Raw genomic sequence first — 22082 nt, forward strand, 5'->3', positions numbered from 1 at the left:
TTTTGGAGACGCCATGATGGCCGACCGCATTCACTGGACAGTAGGGCAAGCCCAGGCCCTGTTTGATAAACCGCTGCTGGAACTGCTGTTCGAAGCGCAAACCGTACACCGTCAGCACTTCGACCCGCGTCAGGTGCAGGTCAGCACGCTGCTCTCGATCAAAACCGGCGCTTGCCCGGAAGACTGTAAATACTGCCCGCAAAGCTCGCGCTACAAGACCGGCCTGGAGTCGGAGCGGTTGATGCAGGTCGAGCAGGTGCTGGAATCGGCGCGCAAAGCTAAAGCGAACGGCTCGACCCGTTTTTGCATGGGCGCGGCGTGGAAGAACCCGCACGAGCGCGATATGCCTTATCTGCAGCAGATGGTGCAGGGCGTGAAAGCGATGGGCATGGAAACCTGCATGACGCTGGGCACGCTTGACGGTACTCAGGCCGAGCGGTTGGCGGAGGCCGGGCTGGATTATTACAACCATAACCTCGACACCTCGCCGGAGTTCTACGGCAGCATCATCACCACCCGCAGCTACCAGGAACGCCTGGATACGCTCGACAAAGTGCGCGACGCCGGCATCAAAGTGTGCTCCGGCGGCATCGTCGGGCTGGGTGAAACGGTGCGCGACCGCGCCGGGCTGCTGGTGCAGCTAGCCAACCTGCCGAAACCGCCGGAGAGCGTGCCGATCAACATGTTGGTGAAGGTGAAAGGCACGCCGCTGGCGGATAACGATGACGTCGATCCGTTTGATTTCATCCGCACTATCGCGGTGGCGCGCATCATGATGCCGGCCTCTTATGTCCGTCTCTCTGCCGGCCGTGAACAGATGAACGAACAGACGCAGGCGATGTGCTTCATGGCCGGCGCCAACTCCATCTTCTACGGCTGCAAGCTGCTGACCACGCCGAATCCGGAAGAAGATAAGGATCTGCAGCTGTTCCGCAAGCTGGGATTGAACCCGCAGCAGACCGCCACCGAACACGGCGACAACCAGCAACAGCAGGTGCTGGCCAAGCAACTGCTGAACGCCGATACCGCCGAGTTTTACAACGCGGCGCCGTGATGAGCTGGCCACAACGCATCGAGCAGGCGCTGGCGGAACGGCGCCTCAACGCCGCCTACCGTCGCCGACAGGCCACCGAGGGCGGCAACGGCCGCCAGATCCGGCTTGGCGATCGTCTCTACCTGAACTTCTCCGGTAACGACTACCTGGGGCTGAGCCAGGATGCGCGGGTGATCGCCGCCTGGCAGCAGGGCGCGCAGCGTTACGGCGTCGGCAGCGGCGGTTCGGGCCACGTCACCGGCTTTAGCGCGGCGCATCAGGCGCTGGAAGAGCAACTGGCGGCGTGGCTTGGCTATCCGCGCGCGCTGCTGTTCATCTCCGGTTACGCCGCCAACCAGGCGGTGCTGGCGGCGTTGATGCAGAAGGGCGATAGCATTTTGGCCGATCGTCTCAGCCATGCCTCGCTGCTGGAGGCGGCGGCGCAGTCGCCGGCCGAGCTGCGCCGCTTCCAGCACAATCAGCCGCAGGCGCTGGCGGATCTGCTGGCCAAACCCTGCGACGGGCAGCGGCTGGCGGTGACCGAAGGGGTGTTCAGCATGGACGGCGACGGCGCACCGTTGGCGGAGCTGCATCGCCTAACCCGCGCGGCGGGCGCCTGGCTGATGGTGGACGATGCCCACGGCGTCGGCGTGCGCGGCGAGCAAGGCCGCGGCAGCTGCTGGCAGCAGGGCGTGCGTCCTGAACTGCTGGTGGCGACCTTCGGCAAGGCGTTCGGCGTCAGCGGTGCGGCAGTGCTGTGCGATGAGGCGACCGCCGAGTATCTGCTGCAGTTCGCTCGCCATCTGATCTACAGCACCGCGATGCCGCCGGCGCAGGCCTGCGCGCTGCAGGCGGCGCTGGCCTGCATTCGAGAGGGCGATGAACTGCGCGCCCGGCTGCAGGACAACATCCGGCGTTTCCGCCAGGGCGCGGCGCCGCTGGTGCTGACCCTAACGGATTCCGACACCGCCATCCAGCCGCTGCTGGTGGGGGACAATCAGCGTGCGCTCGATCTGGCGACCCGTCTGCGCGATCGCGGCCTGTGGGTGAGCGCCATCCGTCCACCGACGGTGCCGCCGGGCGGCGCGCGGCTGCGCATTACCCTGACGGCGGCGCACCAGCCGCAGGATATCGATCGCCTGCTGGAGGTATTGCATGACGTCAGCCAATGACACAGTGAACAAACAGGCGGTCGCCTCGGCTTTCAGCCGCGCGGCCGGCAGCTACGACGCCGCCGCCGCGCTGCAGCGTGACGTTGGCGAGCGCTTACTGGGGATGGGGAGTTCCCACCCGGGCGAACGGCTGCTGGATGCCGGCTGCGGCACCGGCTATTTCAGCCGTCTGTGGCGCGAGCGCGGCAAGCAGGTGACGGCGCTCGATCTGGCGCCGGGGATGTTGGCATTCGCCCGCCAGCAACAGGCGGCGCACCATTATCTGCTGGGCGATATCGAGCAGGTGCCGTTGCCCGACGCGGCGATGGACATCTGTTTCAGCAGCCTGGTGGTGCAGTGGTGCAGCGATCTGCCCGCCGCGTTGGCGGAGCTGTATCGCGTCACCCGGCCCGGCGGCGTGATCCTGTTCTCCACGCTGGCGGCGGGCTCGCTGCAGGAATTGGGGGACGCCTGGCAACAGGTGGACGGCGAACGTCACGTGAACGCCTTCCTGCCGCTGGCGCAGATCCGCGCCGCCTGCGCCGACTATCGACACGAGCTGGTGACGGAGCTGCGCACCCTGAATTACCCGGACGTGATGACGCTGATGCGTTCGCTCAAGGGCATCGGGGCGACGCATCTGCACCAGGGACGCGAGGGAGGCCTGATGTCGCGCGGCCGCCTCGCCGCGCTGCAGGCGGCTTACCCGTGCCGGCAGGGGCAGTTCCCGCTCAGCTATCATCTGGCTTATGGAGTGATTTATCGTGATTAAACGTTGGTTCGTGACCGGCACCGACACCGAGGTCGGGAAAACTGTCGCCAGCAGCGCCTTGCTGCAGGCCGCCAATCTGGCGGGCTACCGCAGCGCCGGCTATAAGCCGGTGGCTTCCGGCAGCGAGATGACCGCCGAGGGGCTGCGCAACGGCGACGCGCTGGCGCTGCAGGCCAACAGCGGCGTGGCGCTGGGGTACGACGAAGTGAACCCTTACGTTTTTGCCGAACCGACTTCGCCGCATATCGTTAGCGCCGATGAAGGCCGGCCGATAGATGCAGCGCGGCTGTCCGACGGCCTGCGACGGCTGGAACAGCGCGCCGACTGGGTATTGGTCGAGGGCGCCGGCGGGTGGTTTACTCCGCTGTCGGCGCAGTACACCTTCGCCGACTGGGTGCAGCAGGAGCAACTGCCGGTGATCCTGGTGGTGGGCATCAAACTGGGCTGCATCAACCATGCGGTGTTGACGGCGCAGGCGGTGCAACAGGCGGGGCTGACGCTGGCCGGTTGGATCGCCAACGACGTGGCGCCGCCGGGGCGGCGGCATCAGGAATACCTGGCCACGCTGCGCCGCATGCTGCCGGCGCCGCTGCTGGGCGAAATCCCGCACCTGCCGCAGGCCGAACGAGCGCCGTTGGGGCAATATCTGGATATCAGCCTGCTGGCGCAGTGAGAGGTTCTGGCTGATGAATCATAACGCCGGGTCTTATGACCCGGCGTTGGCTTTTACATGGCGGTAATACAGGCGTTATCGAGATAAAGCACGCCATTTTTCGCCAGGGCAAACAGGTTGAACGTCAGGATGACATGGGTCGCCCAGACCGGGACTTTTCGTCGATTGGCGTTGAAACGATATTCGGTGTACTCGGCGTAAGCATCGGCTTTCAAGGCGGCGTCCCAGGCTGCCGGCGCGGCTTTGGCTACGAGCGAGACGCCGTTGTCCGCATGTTCCTGGATACAGGCATATTGCAGCGTCGCGAACAGATTGCCGGTACCGCCGTTGACCGTTTTCAGGGTAAAACAGGCGCCCAACTGCTCATATTGCGCGGCGGGCACGATCACTCTCACCCCTGCGTTGGTATTGGCGTTGCCCAACTTGGTCACTTTCAGGGCATTACTGCCGTTGACGCCCGCGCCGGCTTCGATACTGATAGTCACTGCGTCTGAGGTAAAGGGCTCGCTGATCGTGCCGCCTGTTACTTCCCAGCCAAACGGCTTAGCGGAAAAGGCGAACTCACCGTCTTTTAACTTGTTATTCACGGCGCCGACCAGCGTCTGGATCCCGGCGCCACCCCCACCGCCATCCAGTCGGCTATTGACGATGACAAAGTCGCCGGTACCGCTGAAATAGCGGCCGCTGGCGGTTCTTACGCCATAGAACTTCACGCTGTCGACGATAATCCCGCTACTGCCGGCCTCGGCGTAAAACAGCGACGCTTGCGCCAGTCGGCCGCCGGCGACGATGATTTCGCCGCCGTGAATCAACAGCGATGCATTTTGATTGGCGCTGCAACGGAAGGGAATTTCCGTAAGCGGACTATTACCGTTGTTGAATTCCATATGGCAGCCATGCAATTCAATGCTACCGGCCTCAACGTCGGCGATCGAGCCGGCATAGTCGATCGAAGTGCCGAACAGGCGGAAGGCGCCGTTGGGGTTAGCGTTGCGAACGGCCAACCCCTGGGAATTGCCGAGGGTGCCACCGAAGAAGTTGATGCCTTCGCCGAAGTTTTGGGCGCCGCTGTTCGTTGAAGGCATATGCAGGCACTCAAAACAGCGAATGACTTCACAGGCGTAGTGGTGGGCGATATAGGCATTGGTGCCGTAGTACAGGCCGTAGTAGAAGCCGGAAATATAGACGTTATTGACGGAAAAGTTGCCCAGCGGGCCTTCAGGCGAATCGAAACGGACGCCGTCGATATAGGTGTATTCGATCGTCGTTTCATCTTTGCTGTTGTTAATCTTGGCGCCGATGCCCTTTACGGTGAAATCTTTCATGATAGGTGCCGGGCGAATAGGAACGTTGTTATCCAGCGCGCCGCTGCTGGTATAGCAGCGCAGGAAATAGTTATGGTCGCTTTCCGTGCCGTTGGGGATCTCGGTAGTGATGTTGACGCCGTTGCCGTCGATATAGACGAACCCGACATTGATATCGGTTTTAGGCGCCGACCAAAGGGCAAAAGGCGCGGCGAATCTGACAATCGCAGGACGTTTTAACGTTTTGATGATAAAGTCTTGTGCGCCGACCAGTTCGTCGCGCGAACTGACGTAAATGCCTTCAATATTAAGACGTTCCTGCAGATTCCAGTTTTTGTTGCGCAAATCCGCGTATTGAATAAATGCCGCGTTGTTGTCTGTCATGCTTACATCCCTCGATATTATGGTGTCGGTGTGACCCCTATCGAGTATGAAAAGACGGCGGGCCCGTGCCTATTGGGCGCAGACCGGCCGTGGCTGATACAACAGCAACCTAATCGCTAACCCGACCACTCACTCCGCCAGCCCGGCGCCGATCAGCGCCTCATCCAACTGCGTCAGCGCGCCGTGCGCCACGGTGCGCCCGCTATCGAGCAGACAAAAGCGGTCCGCCACCCGGCGCACGAACGGCAACTGATGCTCTACCAGCAAAATGGTCATGCCCAATTCATAGTTGAGCCTGCGGATCACGTTGCCGATGTCGGCGGCGATCGAAGGCGGCACGCCCGCCGTGGGTTCGTCGAGGATCAGCAGCGCCGGTTCCTGCGCCAGAGCACGACCGATTGCCAACTGGCGTTGGGCGCCTTCGCACAGATCGCCGGCGCGGCGGGTACGCATCTGGCGCAAATTGGGAAACAGGCTGTAGATCAGCGGCGGAATGCGGCGAGGGGCGCCGCGCACGGCCATCTGCGCCACCTGCAGATTCTCTTCCACGCTCAGCTGCGAGAAGAGTTGCCGCCCTTGCGGGACGTGGCTGATGCCGAGTGCGGCGCGGCGCTCCATCGGTTGCAGCAGCAGGTTTTGCGGCGGCTGATCTGCCGGCTGCCAGGTCATGCTGCCGCTCACTACCGGCAAATGCCCCATGATGCAGTTGACCAGCGTGGTCTTGCCCACGCCGTTGCGCCCGAGCAGCACGGTGCACTGGCCGCGCGGCAGCTCCAGGTTGATGTCCCACAGGGTGTGGTTTTGACCGTAGAATTGATTGACCGATCTCAGGCTCAGCATTTGGCATTCTCCTCATAGACGCTCGTTTCACTCGTTGGCGGGGGACAGCAAAGGCCGCATGCGCGGCGAATTTCCCGAGTGTGGCAATGTCTGGAACAAGATGCCGTCCGTCCGATGAGCCAGAGCAAGGTCTACGGTGGACGGAATGACAGTCAATATGTTGTTAAAAACGACGCTTGTGACGACTTGGTGTCGTTCTTGCGCTTTTACAGGCGATCGCACCGCGAGGGGTACACGCTGCGGCTGGCAGCGCATCACGCCGCCGCACCGCATTGATACGCAGGAAGATAAAGCAACTCTCAGGCCAATTTTGTCGCCGGGTGAAAACGGGGATTGTTATCGCCTTGTTAACCGCTAATCAGGCCTGACGCGCTCTGCCGCGGCGGCCTGAAAATACGCGGGGAAGTTAACCCGGACGTTTTTTGCACTCTTGTGGTGCTCTGCGGTGAGGGCGTGGTGCAAGGCATTGCGCCGCCGTCAAGCGCGATCCGCGAGAAAGGGGGCAATGCGATTTTAGCAATGGGGATTTTTAGTATTAATCGGCATAAACAAAGCGATATTTTTATGAAAAAATAACTAAAAAAGCCATTTTGGCGAGTGTAAAGGGCGAAAAGCTTTCTTTCTGTAACTCCCGCCCCGGGCGGGGCGGTGAGAGTTATCCACTATTCCTGTGGATAACCTTGTGCATTAGATTTAGAAAAACGCTGTAAAGCGAGAGCCGACGCGGGTTCTGTTCGCTTTGCCCGCATTCTCGTCTTTTTATTAAATATTTTATATATCAATAGATTAATTAAAATCAAGACACAGGGGTATTGATCAGGTCTCTATGTATGATTTTTCGACGCGGTGCTATCAATAAGTTAATTCGCGGCAAGTTCTGGGGATAAATCTGTTATTGACAATAAAAATGTCACCCGGCTGTAACCTCACGGTGCAACGGCATCGCCGCCGTGCCGGGCGCAGCGACGAATCCGCTTGAAGCTGGTTTTATATCCAGTATCATGGGCACTGGCGTAAATCGCCGACACTTTCCATAATTAGGGGCCATGTCCGGCGCAGAGCCGGCTGGCCGCCTGAGCGCGCGCATCTCCACAGGGTAGCCGAGCAATGAGTAAACTTTTCAAACTGCATTCCGAGTTCAAACCGGCCGGCGATCAGCCGGAAGCCATCCGCAAGCTGGAAGAGGGGCTGGAAGACGGCCTGGCGCACCAGACGCTGCTGGGGGTCACCGGTTCGGGCAAAACATTCACCATCGCCAACGTGATAGCCGATCTGAATCGGCCGACCATGGTGCTGGCGCCGAACAAGACGCTGGCGGCGCAGCTGTACGGCGAGATGAAAGCGTTTTTCCCGGAGAATGCGGTGGAATACTTCGTCTCCTACTACGACTACTACCAGCCGGAAGCCTACGTGCCCAGCTCCGACACCTTCATTGAAAAAGACGCTTCGGTGAACGAGCACATCGAGCAGATGCGTCTTTCCGCCACCAAGGCGTTGCTGGAGCGGCGCGACGTGGTGGTGGTGGCGTCGGTATCGGCGATCTACGGCCTGGGCGATCCGGATCTTTACCTGAAGATGATGCTGCACCTGACCCAGGGAATGATCATCGATCAGCGCTCCATTTTGCGCCGCCTGGCGGAGCTGCAGTATTCCCGCAACGATCAGGCTTTCCAGCGCGCCACCTTCCGCGTGCGCGGCGAGGTGATCGACATCTTCCCGGCGGAATCGGACGAGCTGGCGCTGCGCGTCGAGCTGTTCGACGAAGAAGTGGAACGGCTGTCGCTGTTCGATCCGCTGACCGGGCAGATTGAGCAGGTGGTGCCGCGTTTTACCATTTACCCGAAGTCGCACTACGTGACGCCGCGCGAGCGGATCATGCAAGCGATGGAAGAGATCAAGGTCGATCTGGCGGACCGCCGCAAGGTGCTGTTGGCCAACAACAAGCTGCTGGAAGAGCAACGCCTGACGCAGCGCACCCAGTTCGATCTGGAGATGATGAACGAGCTGGGCTACTGCTCGGGCATCGAAAACTACTCGCGCTACCTTTCCGGGCGTGCCGAGGGCGAGCCGCCGCCGACGCTGTTCGACTACCTGCCGGCGGACGGCCTGCTGGTGGTCGACGAATCCCACGTCACCATTCCGCAGATCGGCGCGATGTTCAAAGGCGACCGCGCGCGCAAGGAAACGCTGGTGGAGTACGGCTTCCGTCTGCCGTCGGCGCTGGACAACCGCCCGCTGCGCTTCGAGGAGTTCGAGGCGCTGGCGCCGCAGACCATCTATGTTTCCGCCACGCCGGGCAAATATGAGCTGGAGAAATCCGGCGGCGATCTGATCGATCAGGTGGTGAGGCCAACCGGGCTGCTGGATCCGATCGTGGAAGTGCGGCCGGTCGCTACTCAGGTGGACGATCTGCTCTCCGAGATCCGCAAGCGCGCGGCGATCAACGAGCGCGTGCTGGTGACCACCCTGACCAAACGCATGGCGGAAGACCTGACCGAATACCTGGAAGAGCATGGCGAGCGCGTGCGCTACCTGCACTCGGACATCGATACCGTGGAGCGGGTCGAAATCATCCGTGACCTGCGTCTGGGCGAGTTTGACGTGCTGGTGGGCATCAACCTGCTGCGTGAGGGCCTCGACATGCCTGAGGTGTCGCTGGTGGCGATTCTGGACGCCGACAAGGAAGGCTTCCTGCGTTCCGAGCGTTCACTGATCCAGACCATCGGCCGCGCGGCGCGTAACCTGAACGGCAAGGCGATCCTGTATGGCGATCGCATCACCGATTCGATGGCCAAGGCGATCGGTGAAACCGAGCGGCGCCGCGCCAAGCAGCAGGCCTATAACGAAGCCAACGGCATCGTGCCGCAGGGGCTGAACAAGAAGATCGGCGATATTCTGCAGATCGGCCAGCCGGTCAACCGCGCCAAGGGGAAAGGCAGGAGCAAGGCGGCGGACGGTGGCGCTCAGTTGCAGAACCTCACGCCGAAAGCGCTGGATCAGAAAATCCGCGATCTGGAGGCGCAGATGTACACCCATGCGCAGAACCTGGAGTTCGAGCAGGCGGCTGCGCTGCGCGACGAAATCCACCAGCTGCGCGAGCAGTTCATCGCGATTTCCTGACCGTTGGACGGCGCCCGCGCTGTGGGCGTCAAAATTCCTTGTCGGCCGCGTCAAAGCTGTTATGGTGTGCGGCCCGATTTGACCACGAAGAGTACCGAACATGAGCCAACACCAGTCTAAAGACCCGCTGCACGGCGTGACGCTGGAGCAACTGCTGAATAAACTGGTGGATCACTACGGTTGGTCCGAACTGGGCGCGCGCATTCGCATCAACTGTTTCCGCAGCGATCCGAGCATCAAGTCCAGTCTGAAGTTTTTGCGTCGCACGCCCTGGGCGCGCAAAGAGGTGGAAGATCTGTATATCGATATGGTCAGCCATCCCGCCCCGGCCAGCGATAACCCCTGGCTGCGCGGGCGCGACGGCTAAATTCGGTCAGCGGCGGGCAGCCAGCTCCACCAGCGCGTGATCCAGCGCCTGGCGCAGCAGCTGGCGATCGTGGCGGTAGGGGATGTCGCTCGCTTCCAGCGGCTGTTGAATCACCACCCGATCCTGCACTTCACTGGTGTCCACCGCCGGGCCGACAATCAGCGCATCGATCATCCGGCGGCCGATCTTCTCTTCCATCAGCGTTAGCTTATCCTTTAACGACAGTGCCGCGGCGGCCACGCTCAGTTCGCGGCCGAGGTTGCCGATATAGATCATGCTGGCGCTGCTGCGGCGCAGCGCCTGGGTGAGATCGTCCAGCAGCAGCAGCGGCATCAGGCTGGTGAGGAAACTGCCCGGCCCGATCAGGATCACGTCGGCTTGCGCGATGGCGTCCAGCGCTTCGCGCGTGGCGTTGACCGGGGGCGACAGCATCAGCTCCTGCGGCATAAGAGTCAGTTGGTCAACATTCACTTCACCGTAAACATGGTTGCCTTCGTGATCGTGCGCCATCAAATCCACCGGCTGCTCCGACATCGGGATCAGCGCCGCGTCCACCTTCAGCAGGCTGCGCACCAGGTTGATCGCTTCCAGCGGGCGCACGCTCAGGTGATCCAGCGCTTTCAACATCAGGTTGCCCAGGTTATGGCCGGCCAGTTCGCCGTTGCCGCTGAAGCGGTATTCGAACATCGCCGAGGCGACGCTCGGCTCGGTGATCAGCTGGTTGAGGCAGTTGCGGGTATCGCCCCAGGCAATGCCGCCTTCCGAACGGCGGATGCGGCCGGTGGAACCGCCGTTGTCGGTGGTGGTGACGATGCCGGTCAGGCGGGAGCCTAAGGACGACAGGGCCGACATCACACGGCCCAGACCGTGTCCGCCGCCCAATGCCACCACGCGGTCGAGATCGGCCAGGGTACGATTACGCATAAATTTCCTTACAAAGGGGCTGAACTGCCCGCATAAGGTAGCGGATCCGGCATAAAAACGCGATAAAGAGTGTCATTTGCGTGATTCTGGTCAATTCGTCCACGCAAGCGATGTTTATCATGGTTTACCCGAATAGACGGCGTCTAAAAACGCTGTATAGACAATTATATAGCGAATTAACGCGTTGGCTATCGTTGCCGATTAGCGCTAGAATTCTGCTGAAAACCACGGTTTCATTCCGGCTACTCAAGGTAGCGGGAAGAGAAATCAAACTCCTAGCCCCTGCGCCTACGTTGTTCATCCGGAACGATATGGCGCCTGGGCCGTGGCGAAGTCAGCCACCAGGGTGCAGAGGGGAAACGCTCGCATCTCCCGACTTTGGAAAGGTGTTATGGTACCGCAACTCATTGATGCTTATGAGCGCAAGTTCTATTACCTGCGCTTGTCGATCACCGACGTGTGTAACTTTCGTTGCACCTATTGTCTGCCCGATGGCTACAAGCCGAGCGGCAGCCCGAAAAGCTTCCTGTCGCTGGATGAAATCCGCCGCGTCAGCCGCGCGTTCGCCGAACTGGGCACCGAAAAGGTGCGCCTGACCGGCGGCGAGCCTTCGCTGCGCCGTGATTTTGCCGAGATCATCGCCGCCGTGCGGGAAAACCCGGCCATCCGCACGCTGGCGGTCACCACCAACGGCTACCGTCTGGCGCGCGACGTCGCCGCCTGGCGTGACGCCGGTCTGACGGCGATCAACGTCAGCGTCGACAGCCTGGATCCCCGTCAGTTTCACGCCATCACCGGTCAGGACAAGTTCCGCCAGGTGATGGACGGCATCGATGCCGCCTTCAGCGCCGGTTTCAGCAAGGTCAAGGTCAACGCCGTGCTGATGCGCGACGTCAATCACCAGCAGCTCGGCGCCTTTCTCGCCTGGATCAAGGATCGGCCGATCCAGCTGCGTTTTATCGAACTGATGGAAACCGGCGAGGGCGGCGAGCTGTTTCGCAAACACCACGTTTCCGGCGAAGTGATTCGCCGGCAGCTGGAACAGCAGGGCTGGCAGCGCCAGGCGCGCGGCCGCAGCGACGGCCCGGCGCAGGTGTTCAGCCACCCGGACTACCAGGGTGAGGTGGGTCTTATCATGCCGTATGAAAAAGACTTCTGCGCCAGCTGCAACCGGCTGCGCGTTTCTTCCATCGGTAATCTGCACCTGTGCCTGTTCGGCGAGCAGGGGGTGCCCCTGCGCGATCTGCTGGCGGACGACGGCCAGCTCGATGCGCTGAAGGCGCGCATCCAGCGCGGGCTGCTGAGCAAGAAGCAGACCCATTTCCTGCATCAGGGCAACAGCGGGATCACCCAGAACCTGTCGTTTATCGGCGGCTGACAGCCAATAGGAGCTTATTGAACCATGAGCCATGCGAGCAGCGAGTTTATTGCGGCGCATATCGCCATCCTGACCGTGTCCGACAGCCGCGGCGCGGCGGAAGACACCTCCGGCCAATATCTGCAGGACGCGGCGCAGGAAGCCGGCCATCAGGTGGTGGATCGCGCCATCGTCAAAGATGACATTTACCAGATCCGCGCACGGGTTTCCGCGTGGATCGCCGATGACAACGTGCAGGCGGTGCTGATCACCGGCGGCACCGGTTTTACCGCGCGCGACAACACGCCGGAAGCGCTGTTGCCGCTGTTCGACAGAGAGGTGGAAGGGTTCGGCGAACTGTTCCGCATGGTGTCGTACGAAGAGATCGGCACCGCGACGATCCAGTCGCGCGCGCTGGCCGGCCTGGCCAACCGCACGGTGATTTTCGCCATGCCGGGTTCCACCCGCGCCTGCCGCACCGCCTGGGAGCGGATTATCGAAGAGCAGTTGGACGCGCGCCATCGGCCGTGCAACTTCCAGCCCCATTTAAAGAAGCCCTGAGTCATGACACAGCTAACCCACATTAACGCCGCCGGCGAAGCCCATATGGTCGACGTTTCCGCCAAGGCCGAAACGGTGCGCGAGGCGCGCGCCGAAGCCTTCGTCGAGATGCTGCCCGCCACGCTGGCGATGATCGTCGACGGCAGCCATCACAAGGGCGACGTGTTCGCCACGGCGCGCATCGCCGGCATTCAGGCGGCCAAACGCACCTGGGAGCTGATCCCGCTGTGCCACCCGCTGATGCTGAGCAAAGTCGAAGTGCAGCTGGAGGCGCAAACGGAGCACAGCCGGGTACGCATCGAAACCTGCTGCCGGCTGACCGGCAAAACCGGCGTCGAGATGGAGGCGCTGACCGCCGCCTCGGTGGCGGCATTGACCATCTATGACATGTGCAAAGCGGTACAGAAAGACATGGTGATCGGCCCGGTGCGCCTGCTGGCGAAAAGCGGCGGCAAATCCGGCGATTTTAAGGTGAACGCATGATCGATATTCTTTTCTTCGCGCAGGTGCGCGAACTGGTGGGTACCGGCGCGCTGTCGATGCCGGCGGATTACCCGACCGTCGAGGCGCTGCGCCAGGCGCTGTGCGCGCGCGGCGATCGCTGGGCGCTGGCGCTGGAGTCCGGCAAACTGCTGGCGGCGGTCAATCAGTCGCTGGTGGCGGCGGATCATCCGCTGCGCGCCGGCGATGAGGTGGCCTTCTTCCCGCCGGTCACCGGGGGGTAAGCATGGAAAACACCCGCATTCGCGTGGGCGAAGCGCCGTTCAACGTCGGCGACGAGTATCAGTGGCTGGCGCAGTGCGACGCCGACGGCGCGGTGGTGACCTTCACCGGCAAGGTGCGCAACCATAACCTTGGGGACGACATCAGCGCGCTGACGCTGGAACACTACCCCGGCATGACCGAGAAGGCGCTGGCGGAGATCGTGGCCGAGGCGCGCAGCCGCTGGCCGCTGCAGCGCGTGACGGTGATCCACCGCGTTGGCGCGCTGTATCCCGGCGACGAGATCGTGTTCGTTGGCGTGACCGGCGCGCACCGCAGCATGGCGTTCGCCGCCAGCGAGTTCATCATGGACTACCTGAAGACCCGCGCGCCGTTCTGGAAGCGCGAAGCGACCGGCCAGGGCGATCGTTGGGTGGACGCTCGCGACAGCGATCGCGAGGCCGCGCAGCGCTGGCACGACGCGGCTAAATAACGCGTCAACAGCGGAAACAAATCAAGACCTTTGCCGCTTTCGCGCGGCCTATTCTGTGGTACGCTTATAGCAGGCGAAGCCCCGTTCGCGGGGCTTCGGAATCTTGTTTACAACGCAAAAGGTAACCGTCATGGACCGATATCCACGCTCTAATGGTTCAATCGTCGAACGTGCCAACAGCGGCATTCAGGCCTACATGGCGCAGGTTTACGGCTGGATGACCTGCGGTCTGCTGCTGACGGCGTTCGTTTCCTGGTATGCGGCCAATACGCCCGCGATCCTCAACTTCATCTTCTCCAGCCAGATCACCTTCTTCGGTCTGATCATCGCCCAGTTGGCGCTGGTGTTCGTGATTTCCGGCATGGTCAACCGCCTGAGCGGCGCGGTGGCCACCTCGCTGTTCATGCTGTACTCGGCGCTGACCGGGCTGACGCTGTCGAGCATCTTCATCGCGTACACCTACAGCTCGATCGCCAGCACTTTCGTCGTCACCGCCGGCATGTTCGGCGCGATGAGCCTGTACGGCTACACCACCAAGCGCGATCTGAGCGGCTTCGGCAGCATGTTGTTCATGGCGCTGATCGGCATCGTGCTGGCTTCGCTGGTGAACATCTGGCTGAAAAGCACCGCGCTGATGTGGGCGATTACCTACATTGGGGTGGTGGTGTTCGTCGGTCTGACCGCGTACGACACGCAAAAACTCAAGGCGATGGGCGAGCAGCTGAACGCCGATGATAAAGACGGCTTCCGCAAGTACGCCATCGTTGGCGCGCTGACGCTGTATCTCGACTTTATCAACCTGTTCCTGATGTTGCTGCGCATCTTCGGCAACCGCCGCTAAATCCGTCGTCTTTCAAGCCTTAGGGTATCTGGCGATCAAAAAGCTCTGCATGTGATATGCAGAGCTTTTTTTATGCGATCTTGCGGCGGAACAGCGCGTAGGCGGCGCTGCCGGTGGTGGCGGTTATCACCAGCAGCGGCCACAGGCTGCGCCAGATGATGCTGAAGCTGGCGTCCTTCAGGTAGATCTGCTTGGTGATGTCGGTGAAGTGGCGTATTGGGTTCACCCAGGTCAGATCCTGCAGCCACACCGGCATATTCTCCACCGGCGAGACGTAACCCGAGAGCAGGATCGCCGGCATCATGAACACGAACACGCCGATAAACGCCTGCTGCTGAGTGGCGCACAGCGACGAGATCAGCAGGCCGAAACCGACCAGCGACAGCCCGTAGAGCAGCATGGTGGCATAGAACAGCAACAGCGATCCGGCGAACGGGATCTGGTACAGGAAGATGCCGATCAACAGCACGATGCTGGACTGGAAGCTGGCGACGATCAGCGCCGGCACCGCCTTGCCGATAAAGATCTGCCAGGTGGTGAGCGGCGAGACCAGCAGCTGTTCCAGCGTGCCCTGTTCGCGTTCGCGCGCCACCGACAGCGAGGTGACGATCAGCACGCCGATGGTGGTGATCATGGCGATCAGCGACGGTACCACAAACCATTTGTAGTCCAGATTCGGGTTATACCAGTTGCGCACCACCAGTTCGCTGTTGTTGGGTTTGGCGCGGTTGCCGAGCAGCTCGTTCTGATATTCCTGCACGATCTGCTGCACGTAGTTGGCGGCGATCTGCGCGCTGTTGGAGTTGCGCCCGTCGAGCAGCAGCTGCAGCGGCGCGGTGTGGCCGGCGGCGATATCGCGCGAGAACTGCGCCGGGAAGCGGATCAGCAGCAGCGCCCGCTGGTTGTCGATGGTGGTCTTTATCTCCTGCGGATTGCGCAGCAGCAGCACATGGGAGAAGGCTTTGGCCTTGGCGAAGCGTTGGGTCAGCTCCACCGAGGCCTGGCCGCTGTCCTCGCTGTAGACCGCGATGGTGGCGTTGGTGACTTCCAGCGTCGCGGCGAACGGGAACAGCAGCACCTGTAGGATCACCGGCATGATCAGGATGGCGCGGGTTTGCGGATCGCGCAGCAGCGCCTGCATTTCCTTGATGATAAGCGTCAACAGACGGTGAAACATCGCTCTTTCTCCTTAATCCAGCCGGCGCTGGGTTTTCCAGGCCGTCAGGCCGATGAACACCACGGCGGAAGCGATCAGGAACAGCAGATTGATCGCCAGCACGGTGCCGACGTTGCCCGCCAGGAACAGCGTTTGCAGCGTGCTGACGAAGTAACGCGCCGGAATGATGTAGGTCACCGCGCGCACGATGGCCGGCATGCTGTCGATTTGGAAAATGAAGCCGGACAGCATGATCGACGGCAGAAAGGCGGCGTTCAGCGCCACCATCGCCGCGTTGAACTGGTTGCGGGTGAGGGTGGAGATCAGCAGGCCCATGCCGAGGGTGCTGGCGAGGAACAGGCTGCTGATCAGCAGCAGGATCGGCAGCGAACCGCGATAGGGCACGCCGAGCACCCAGACCGCCACCGCCATGCACAGCGCCATGGCGATCATGCCGAGGAAGTAATAGGGGATCAGCTTGGAGAGCAGCAGCTCGCTGCGCGTCACCTGGGTGGACAGCAGAGCCTCCATGGTGCCGCGCTCCCATTCGCGGGCGATCACCAGCGAGGTGAGAATGGCGCCGATCACCGTCATGATGATGGTGATGGCGCCGGGAATGATGTAGTGCCGGCTGATGGCCGCCGGGTTGAACCAGTAGCGCATCTGCACGTCAATCAGCGGCTGGTCGCTGCTCCCCCGATCGGCGGCGCGTTGCTGCTGCCAAACTTGCCATACGCCCTGGGCATAGCCCTGCACGAAGTTGGCGGTGTTCGGCTCGCTGCCGTCGGTGATCACCTGGATAGGGGCGCTGTCGTGCGGGCGCGCCATGCGCTGGTCGAAATCCACCGGGATCACCACCAGGCCGCGGATCGTGCCGGCCTGCATCTGCTGGATCAGCTGCTGGCGGTTATCGCTGATGGTCGGTTCGATATAGGGTGAACCGGCGAAGGCGTGGGCCAGATCGCGCGCGTCTTCGCTCTGTTGCTCCATCAGAATGCCCAGATGCAGCTTGCTGGAGTCCAGGTTGATGCCGTAGCCGAAGATAAACAGCAGCATCAGCGGGATGACGAAGGCGATCAGGCCGCTGCTGGGATCGCGCAGTATCTGCCGCGTTTCCTTCAGGCACAGCGCCCGCAGCCGGCGCCAGGAGAAGCCGCCGTCGTCGATTGGGGGTAGGTTATCGCTCACCGCGTTTCCTCCTCGTCGTAGCCCTGCACCAGCTCGATAAACGCCTGCTCCATCGAAGGGCTGGGATTGTCGTCGCGCGCCACCTGTTGTTTGAGATCGTCCGGCGTGCCGGCGGCGATGATCTTGCCGCGATACACCAGGCCGATGCGGTCGCAGTATTCCGCCTCGTCCATAAAGTGGGTGGTCACCATCACCGTGACGCCCTTGTCGACCATGCCGTTGATGTGCAGCCAGAACTCGCGCCGCGTCAGCGGATCGACGCCGGAGGTCGGTTCGTCGAGGAACAGAATATCCGGTTCGTGCATCAGCGCGCAGGCCAGCGCCAGGCGCTGTTTGAAGCCGAGCGGCAGCGCGTCCGGCGTCTGATCGAGGATCGGCGCGAAGTTGAAGGCGCGCGACATTTCGTCGATTTTGTCGCGCTGCGCCTTGCCGCTCAGGCCGTAGACACCGGAGAAGAACTTCAGGTTCTGCGCCACCGTCAGGTTGCCGTACAGCGAGAATTTTTGCGCCATGTAGCCGAGGCGCTGGCGCGCCTTGCCGGAACTGGTCTTCAGATCCATCCCCAGCACCAGCGCCTTGCCGCCGGACGGCACTAGCAGGCCGCACATCATTTTGAAGGTGGTGGACTTGCCGGCGCCGTTCGGGCCGAGCAGGCCGAAGATTTCTCCGCGCCGCACCTGAAAGTCGACGTGATCGGTGGCGGCGAAGTCGCCGAATTTTTTGGTCAGCTGCACCGCTTCGATCACCGTTTCGCCGCTTTCACCGTCGACGGTCGGCATGATCTCCGCCAGCGCCGAGCGATGGTTGGGGCCGCCGCCGAGCAGATCGATAAACGCATCTTCGAAGCGCGGATCCGCTTCGTCCAGTTCGGCGTCCGGCAGATCCAGCGCTTGCAGCAGCTGCCGGTGATCTTCGCCTTCTTTCAGGATCAGGCGCAGGTACTTGCCCTGGATCACGCCGTCGGTGACCGCCGGCAGGCAGATCGCCCGCTGCAGCAACGATCGATGGCTGCCCGGCGGCGCGGCGATCAACACCGTGCGCCCGGCCATGCGCTGGGTCAGATCCTGCGGCGCGCCGCTGAACAGCAGCTCACCCTCGTTGAGCAACAGCACTTCGCGGCACTGCTCGGCCTCGTCGAGATAAGAGGTACTCCACAGGATCAACATGCCGTCATTGGCCAGCTCGTGCACCATGCGCCACAGCTCGCGGCGCGAGATAGGATCGACGCCGACGCCCGGCTCGTCCAGCAACAGCACCTGGGGTTCGCCGACCAGCGTGCAGGCCAGGCCGAGCTTCTGTTTCATGCCGCCGGACAGTTTGCCCGCCAGGCGCTCGGTGAAACGCGTCAGATCGGTAAATTTCAATAGCCGTTCGAAGGTCTGGCGCCGCAGATCGCCGGTAACGCCGCGCAGATCGGCGTACAGCGTCAGGTTCTCCATCACCGTCAGATCCTCATACAGCCCGAACTTCTGCGGCATGTAGCCTAGGATCGCATGCAGTTGGCGATCCTGCGCGATCGGATCCAGCCCGGCGACCCGCAGCTTGCCGCTGCTGGGCTGCAGCAGCCCGGCCAGCATGCGCAGCAGGGTGGTTTTGCCGGCGCCGTCCGGGCCGACCAGCCCGATGACCGCGCCGCTGCGCAGGGTGGTGGTCAGGCTGGCGACCGCCGGTTTCTCAAGCGACGGGAAGCGCTTTTCCAGCCCTTCCAGTTCGATGGTGTGCGCCTGTTCCATGGCCGGCCTCAGGGTTTGGCGAAGCGCAGGGTGACCGGCATGCCCTGGCGCAGCGCGTCGTCGGCGTCGGTGACGATCACCCGCAGGCGGTACACCAGATCGGTGCGCAGATCCGGCGTTTCAACGCTTTTCGGCGTGAACTCCGCGGTTGGCGAGACGAAACCGATCTTGCCGTGGTAAGGCTTGTCGGGGCGGCCGTCGGTGTAAATTTCCAGCTCGGTGCCGGGCACCGCCTGGTTCAGGCTGGTCTCGTTGACGTAGGCGCGCACCCACACCGGTCGGGTCAGCGACAGGGTGAACACCGTACCGCCGGCGCCGAGCATGGTGCCCGGCTCCACCGCGCGGGTCAGCACCGTGCCGGCGGACGGGGAGATCAGCGTGGCGTCTTGCAGATTCAATTGCGCCTGCGCCAACGCCGCTTCGCTTTGCGCCACCTCGGCCTTGGCCTGTTCAATCTCTTGCGGGCGATTGCCGCTGCGGTATTGCGACAGCTTGTCCTTCGCCGCCTGCAGGTTGGCCTGCGCCTGATTGCGGGCGGTGCGCGCATCTTCCAGCGCGTCGGCGGACGTGGCGTTTTTCGCCCACAGCCCTTGCTGGCGCTTCAGGAAGCTGTCGGCGTAGGCGAAGGCGGACTGGCGCTGCGCCATTTCTGACTGCACCTGGGCGATCTCTTCGGTGCGATAGCCGGCCTGCAGCAGCGACAGTTTGGCACGCGCGCTGCCGACGTTGGCCTCGGCCTGCTGCAGCGCGTTGCGATAGGGGGCATCGTCCAGTTTGCCGAGCAGCTGGCCCGGCTGAACGGCATCGCCTTCATCCACCGTCAGCGACGCCAGGCGGCCGTCGACGCGGAAGCCGAGGTTGACCGTGCGGATATCGACGTTGCCGTACAGCGTCAGCGGCTTATCCTGCTGCTGTTGGTAATGCCAGACCGCGTAAGCGGCGGCCGCGATCAGCAGAATTAACAACACGATCAAGGCACTGCGTTTTTTGTTCATAACACTCCCTGCCTGAATTTACGCGCCGTGACGTTGGCGCAGCCCAATAACCAAAATCTCGATATGCTCGCTCAGCACCGCCGCGATTTGCGCCGCTTCACTTTCACCAATCTCTTGCCAGCCGGCCTGACGGCGGATGGTCTCTCGCGCCACGCGGAACGACAGCACCTCGCCGATCAGCGCGTGGGTATGCAGCACCAGGCGAGTGGCGTGCTCGTCAATGCCGGTGGCGGCCGACAGCAGGCGGCACAGCCGCTCGTGCATCGGCGCGATCACCTGGCGGTGGATCAGCGGATAGGCCTCGGTCGGGGCGAGCTGTTCGCGCGACATGATTTTGCTCAGGTTCAGCGTGTGCGGCTGGGTCATCAGCTCGCTGAAGGCCAGCAGGCCACGCTGCAGCAAGCGTAGCGCCGCGTCGGGTGAGCGTTGTTCGGGCACTTCTTGCCCAAAGCGATCGACCTCTTCGGCCAACGGGGCGAACGCCTGCTGAATGAAATCGGCGAGCGACTGCGCTACGGCCAGATACAGCCCCTCTTTGGAGCTGAAGTAGTAGGTGATGGCGGCGATGTTCTGGCCGGCGCGCTGGGCGATATCGCGCGTGGTGGCGCCCTGCAGGCCGAATTCGCCGAACAGTTCGGTCGCCGCGGCGAGCAGTTGCCGGCGCGTTTGCTCGCCACGCGCCCGGCCGGCGGCCTGATGAGGTACGGAAGCTGGCATGGGTCACGCTCGAAGTTAATCAATCATATGATTAACTTTATGCCAGATTGTCTAAAACGCAACCGCTAACCACAATGAGTTATGTGATCGGCTTCAGACAATGCTGAATTTACGGCAGATTGTGCTCTGGGTGCGTAAAAGTGCTTTTTATTGCGCGACTTCTGTTACAATCGCCGCCTGGTGCACTGCAGTTTGTGCCAATCCCTCGTGGTCATGCTTAATGCCCCGTCTGATCATCCTCCCAGGAAACTGCACCGAACACCGTTAGGTTAGGGGGGATCTGGAGTTTTTCTCTTTATGTCATTTGAAACCCTCGGCTTAAGTGCTGAAATTGTGCGCGCTGTTGAAGAACAGGGCTATCGTGAACCGACGCCAATCCAGCGTCAGGCTATCCCTGTCGTGCTTGAAGGTCGTGACCTGATGGCCAGCGCCCAGACCGGCACCGGTAAAACCGCCGGTTTTACCCTGCCGCTGTTGCAGCTGCTGAGCAAGCATGACCATCCGGTCAAGGGCCGTCGCCCGGTGCGCGCGCTGATCCTGACGCCAACCCGTGAGCTGGCGGCGCAGATCGGCGAAAACGTCGATGCCTACAGCAAACACCTGCGCCTGCGTTCGCTGGTGGTGTTTGGCGGCGTGAGCATCAACCCGCAGATGATGAAGCTGCGCGGCGGCGTCGATATCCTGGTGGCGACGCCGGGCCGTCTGCTGGATCTGGAGCATCAGAACGCGGTTGACCTGTCCAAAATCGAAATTCTGGTGCTGGATGAAGCGGACCGCATGCTGGACATGGGCTTTATCCACGACATTCGCCGCGTGCTGGCCAAGCTGCCGGCCAAGCGCCAGAACCTGCTGTTCTCCGCGACCTTCTCCGACGACATCAAGGCGCTGGCCAACAAGCTGCTGCATAACCCGGCCTCGGTGGAAGTGGCGCGCCGCAACACCGCGTCCGAGCAGATTGAGCAGAGCGTGCACTTCGTCGACAAGAAGCGTAAGCGGGAACTGCTGTCGCAGATGATCGGCGAAGGCGACTGGAAACAGGTGCTGGTGTTTACCCGCACCAAGCACGGCGCCAACCATCTGGCGGAACAGCTGAACAAAGACGGCATCACTGCCGCGGCGATCCACGGTAACAAGAGCCAGGGCGCCCGTACCCGCGCGCTGGCCGATTTCAAAGACGGCCGCATCCGCGTGCTGGTGGCGACCGACATCGCGGCGCGCGGTCTGGATATCGACCAGCTGCCGCACGTGGTGAACTACGAGCTGCCTAACGTGCCGGAAGACTATGTGCACCGTATCGGCCGTACCGGCCGCGCGGAGCGTACCGGTGAGGCTATCTCGCTGGTGTGCGTGGATGAGCACAAGCTGCTGCGCGACATCGAGCGTCTGCTGAAGCGTGAAATTCCGCGCATTGCGCTGCCGGGCTACGAGCCGGATCCGACCATCAAGGCCGAGCCGATCATCAACGGCCGTCAGGGTGGCGGGCGCGGCGCGCCGCGCGGCAACGGCGGCGGCCAGCGTTCCGGTAACGGCGGCGGTCAGCGCAGCGGTAACGCGAACGGCGGCCAGCGTGAAAACCGTGGCAACGCTAACGGTAACGCCCGCCCGCAGGGTGATGGCCAGCGTCGTTCCGGCGCGCCGTCTTCGCGCCGCCCGCGCAACCGCAAACCGGCCGAATAAGCCTGATTGCTCAAAGAGTAAGCCGCCGATACGGGCGGCTTTTTTTTTTGCCTGGCGGAACGGCATTTTCGTACTAGGCTGGACGGTGGCTACC

Annotated in this window: 21 protein-coding genes and 1 riboswitch; of the genes, 13 read left to right on the top strand and 8 right to left on the bottom strand. The window is 62.1% G+C overall.

The features are described from left to right. Nucleotides 1–16 precede the first annotated feature (16 nt). From bioB to bioD, 4 genes are read left to right on the top strand one after another with little or no spacing between them, the layout of a single operon-like run. Entirely contained in the window at nt 17–1054 is a 1038-nt protein-coding gene (gene bioB, locus GT753_RS02095; protein ID WP_025160023.1) for a biotin synthase BioB, read from the top strand. Beyond that, entirely contained in the window at nt 1054–2205 is a 1152-nt protein-coding gene (gene bioF / locus GT753_RS02100; RefSeq protein ID WP_160125213.1) for an 8-amino-7-oxononanoate synthase, read from the top strand. Before bioB ends, bioF begins: the two co-directional genes overlap by 1 nt. Continuing rightward, on the top strand, nt 2189–2956 hold the full coding sequence (bioC, locus tag GT753_RS02105; protein ID WP_015377013.1) for a malonyl-ACP O-methyltransferase BioC: 768 nt from the start codon (nt 2189–2191) through the stop codon (nt 2954–2956). Before bioF ends, bioC begins: the two co-directional genes overlap by 17 nt. Further along, a complete protein-coding gene (bioD, locus tag GT753_RS02110) occupies nt 2949–3629 on the top strand; it encodes a dethiobiotin synthase (RefSeq protein ID WP_004939795.1) in 681 nt (226 codons plus the stop codon). Before bioC ends, bioD begins: the two co-directional genes overlap by 8 nt. A gap of 53 nt (nt 3630–3682) precedes the next feature. On the opposite strand, the gene GT753_RS02115 is transcribed toward bioD, so the two are convergent. Further along, complete coding sequence (locus GT753_RS02115; RefSeq protein ID WP_015377015.1) at nt 3683–5317, bottom strand: hypothetical protein; 1635 nt, start codon at nt 5315–5317, stop codon at nt 3683–3685. Nucleotides 5318–5446: 129 nt separating this feature from the next. Beyond that, the gene (locus tag GT753_RS02120; RefSeq protein ID WP_015377016.1) at nt 5447–6157 is read right to left on the bottom strand and encodes an ATP-binding cassette domain-containing protein; all 711 of its coding nucleotides are present in this window, start codon (nt 6155–6157) and stop codon (nt 5447–5449) included. 1107 nt (nt 6158–7264) lie between these two features. Between GT753_RS02120 and uvrB the strand changes: the two genes are divergently transcribed. Together uvrB and GT753_RS02130 are read left to right on the top strand one after the other, a co-directional pair. Further along, a complete protein-coding gene (uvrB, locus tag GT753_RS02125) occupies nt 7265–9277 on the top strand; it encodes an excinuclease ABC subunit UvrB (protein ID WP_004939786.1) in 2013 nt (670 codons plus the stop codon). A 100-nt stretch (nt 9278–9377) separates the two neighbouring features. Further along, nucleotides 9378–9644 (top strand): VF530 family DNA-binding protein, encoded by a 267-nt coding sequence (locus GT753_RS02130; protein WP_004939783.1) that lies wholly within the window; start codon nt 9378–9380, stop codon nt 9642–9644. 6 nt (nt 9645–9650) lie between these two features. Here GT753_RS02130 and yvcK read toward each other — a convergent pair whose 3' ends face one another. Further along, nucleotides 9651–10568: a uridine diphosphate-N-acetylglucosamine-binding protein YvcK gene (gene yvcK, locus GT753_RS02135; RefSeq protein ID WP_004939781.1), complete on the bottom strand. Its 918-nt coding sequence runs from the start codon at nt 10566–10568 to the stop codon at nt 9651–9653. A gap of 260 nt (nt 10569–10828) precedes the next feature. Continuing rightward, nucleotides 10829–10973, top strand: a riboswitch (molybdenum cofactor riboswitch). On the opposite strand from yvcK, the gene moaA reads away from it, so the two are divergent. The 6 genes from moaA to GT753_RS02165 all read left to right on the top strand — a co-directional run bounded on the left by moaA (nt 10960) and on the right by GT753_RS02165 (nt 14522). Further along, nucleotides 10960–11946 carry a GTP 3',8-cyclase MoaA gene (moaA, locus tag GT753_RS02140; RefSeq protein WP_160125214.1) on the top strand — a complete coding sequence of 329 codons (987 nt, stop codon included), beginning with the start codon at nt 10960–10962 and terminating at the stop codon, nt 11944–11946. It overlaps the preceding riboswitch by 14 nt. Before the next feature lie 24 nt (nt 11947–11970). Further along, entirely contained in the window at nt 11971–12486 is a 516-nt protein-coding gene (gene moaB / locus GT753_RS02145) for a molybdenum cofactor biosynthesis protein B (protein ID WP_015377018.1), read from the top strand. A gap of 3 nt (nt 12487–12489) precedes the next feature. Then, complete coding sequence (moaC, locus tag GT753_RS02150) at nt 12490–12969, top strand: cyclic pyranopterin monophosphate synthase MoaC (protein ID WP_004939770.1); 480 nt, start codon at nt 12490–12492, stop codon at nt 12967–12969. Then, complete coding sequence (gene moaD, locus GT753_RS02155) at nt 12966–13211, top strand: molybdopterin synthase sulfur carrier subunit (RefSeq protein WP_004939768.1); 246 nt, start codon at nt 12966–12968, stop codon at nt 13209–13211. The genes moaC and moaD overlap by 4 nt, the downstream gene beginning before the upstream one ends. A gap of 2 nt (nt 13212–13213) precedes the next feature. Then, nucleotides 13214–13681, top strand: a complete 468-nt coding sequence (gene moaE / locus GT753_RS02160) for a molybdopterin synthase catalytic subunit MoaE (RefSeq protein ID WP_160125215.1) — start codon at nt 13214–13216, stop codon at nt 13679–13681. Between the two features lie 130 nt (nt 13682–13811). Further along, nucleotides 13812–14522, top strand: coding sequence for a Bax inhibitor-1/YccA family protein (locus GT753_RS02165; RefSeq protein ID WP_004939761.1), 711 nt, complete (start codon nt 13812–13814; stop codon nt 14520–14522). A gap of 70 nt (nt 14523–14592) precedes the next feature. Here the strand turns inward: GT753_RS02165 and GT753_RS02170 are convergent, their stop codons facing one another. Genes GT753_RS02170 through cecR form a run of 5 tightly spaced genes read right to left on the bottom strand, consistent with a single transcriptional unit; the run spans nt 14593 to nt 20311 of the window. Beyond that, nucleotides 14593–15699, bottom strand: a complete 1107-nt coding sequence (locus tag GT753_RS02170) for an ABC transporter permease (RefSeq protein WP_015377019.1) — start codon at nt 15697–15699, stop codon at nt 14593–14595. A gap of 12 nt (nt 15700–15711) precedes the next feature. Continuing rightward, on the bottom strand, nt 15712–16866 hold the full coding sequence (locus GT753_RS02175; protein ID WP_085336498.1) for an ABC transporter permease: 1155 nt from the start codon (nt 16864–16866) through the stop codon (nt 15712–15714). After that, the gene (locus tag GT753_RS02180) at nt 16863–18599 is read right to left on the bottom strand and encodes an ATP-binding cassette domain-containing protein (RefSeq protein ID WP_021503997.1); all 1737 of its coding nucleotides are present in this window, start codon (nt 18597–18599) and stop codon (nt 16863–16865) included. The genes GT753_RS02175 and GT753_RS02180 overlap by 4 nt, the downstream gene beginning before the upstream one ends. A gap of 8 nt (nt 18600–18607) precedes the next feature. Beyond that, complete coding sequence (gene hlyD / locus GT753_RS02185; protein WP_015377022.1) at nt 18608–19594, bottom strand: secretion protein HlyD; 987 nt, start codon at nt 19592–19594, stop codon at nt 18608–18610. 18 nt (nt 19595–19612) lie between these two features. After that, complete coding sequence (gene cecR, locus GT753_RS02190) at nt 19613–20311, bottom strand: transcriptional regulator CecR (protein WP_015377023.1); 699 nt, start codon at nt 20309–20311, stop codon at nt 19613–19615. Nucleotides 20312–20608: 297 nt separating this feature from the next. On the opposite strand from cecR, the gene rhlE reads away from it, so the two are divergent. Next, nucleotides 20609–21988 (top strand): ATP-dependent RNA helicase RhlE, encoded by a 1380-nt coding sequence (gene rhlE / locus GT753_RS02195; RefSeq protein WP_015377024.1) that lies wholly within the window; start codon nt 20609–20611, stop codon nt 21986–21988. Nucleotides 21989–22082: the final 94 nt, after the last annotated feature.

The organism is Serratia sp. Z4 (assembly GCF_009900725.1).
In the GTDB taxonomy this organism is placed as follows: domain Bacteria; phylum Pseudomonadota; class Gammaproteobacteria; order Enterobacterales; family Enterobacteriaceae; genus Serratia; species Serratia nematodiphila.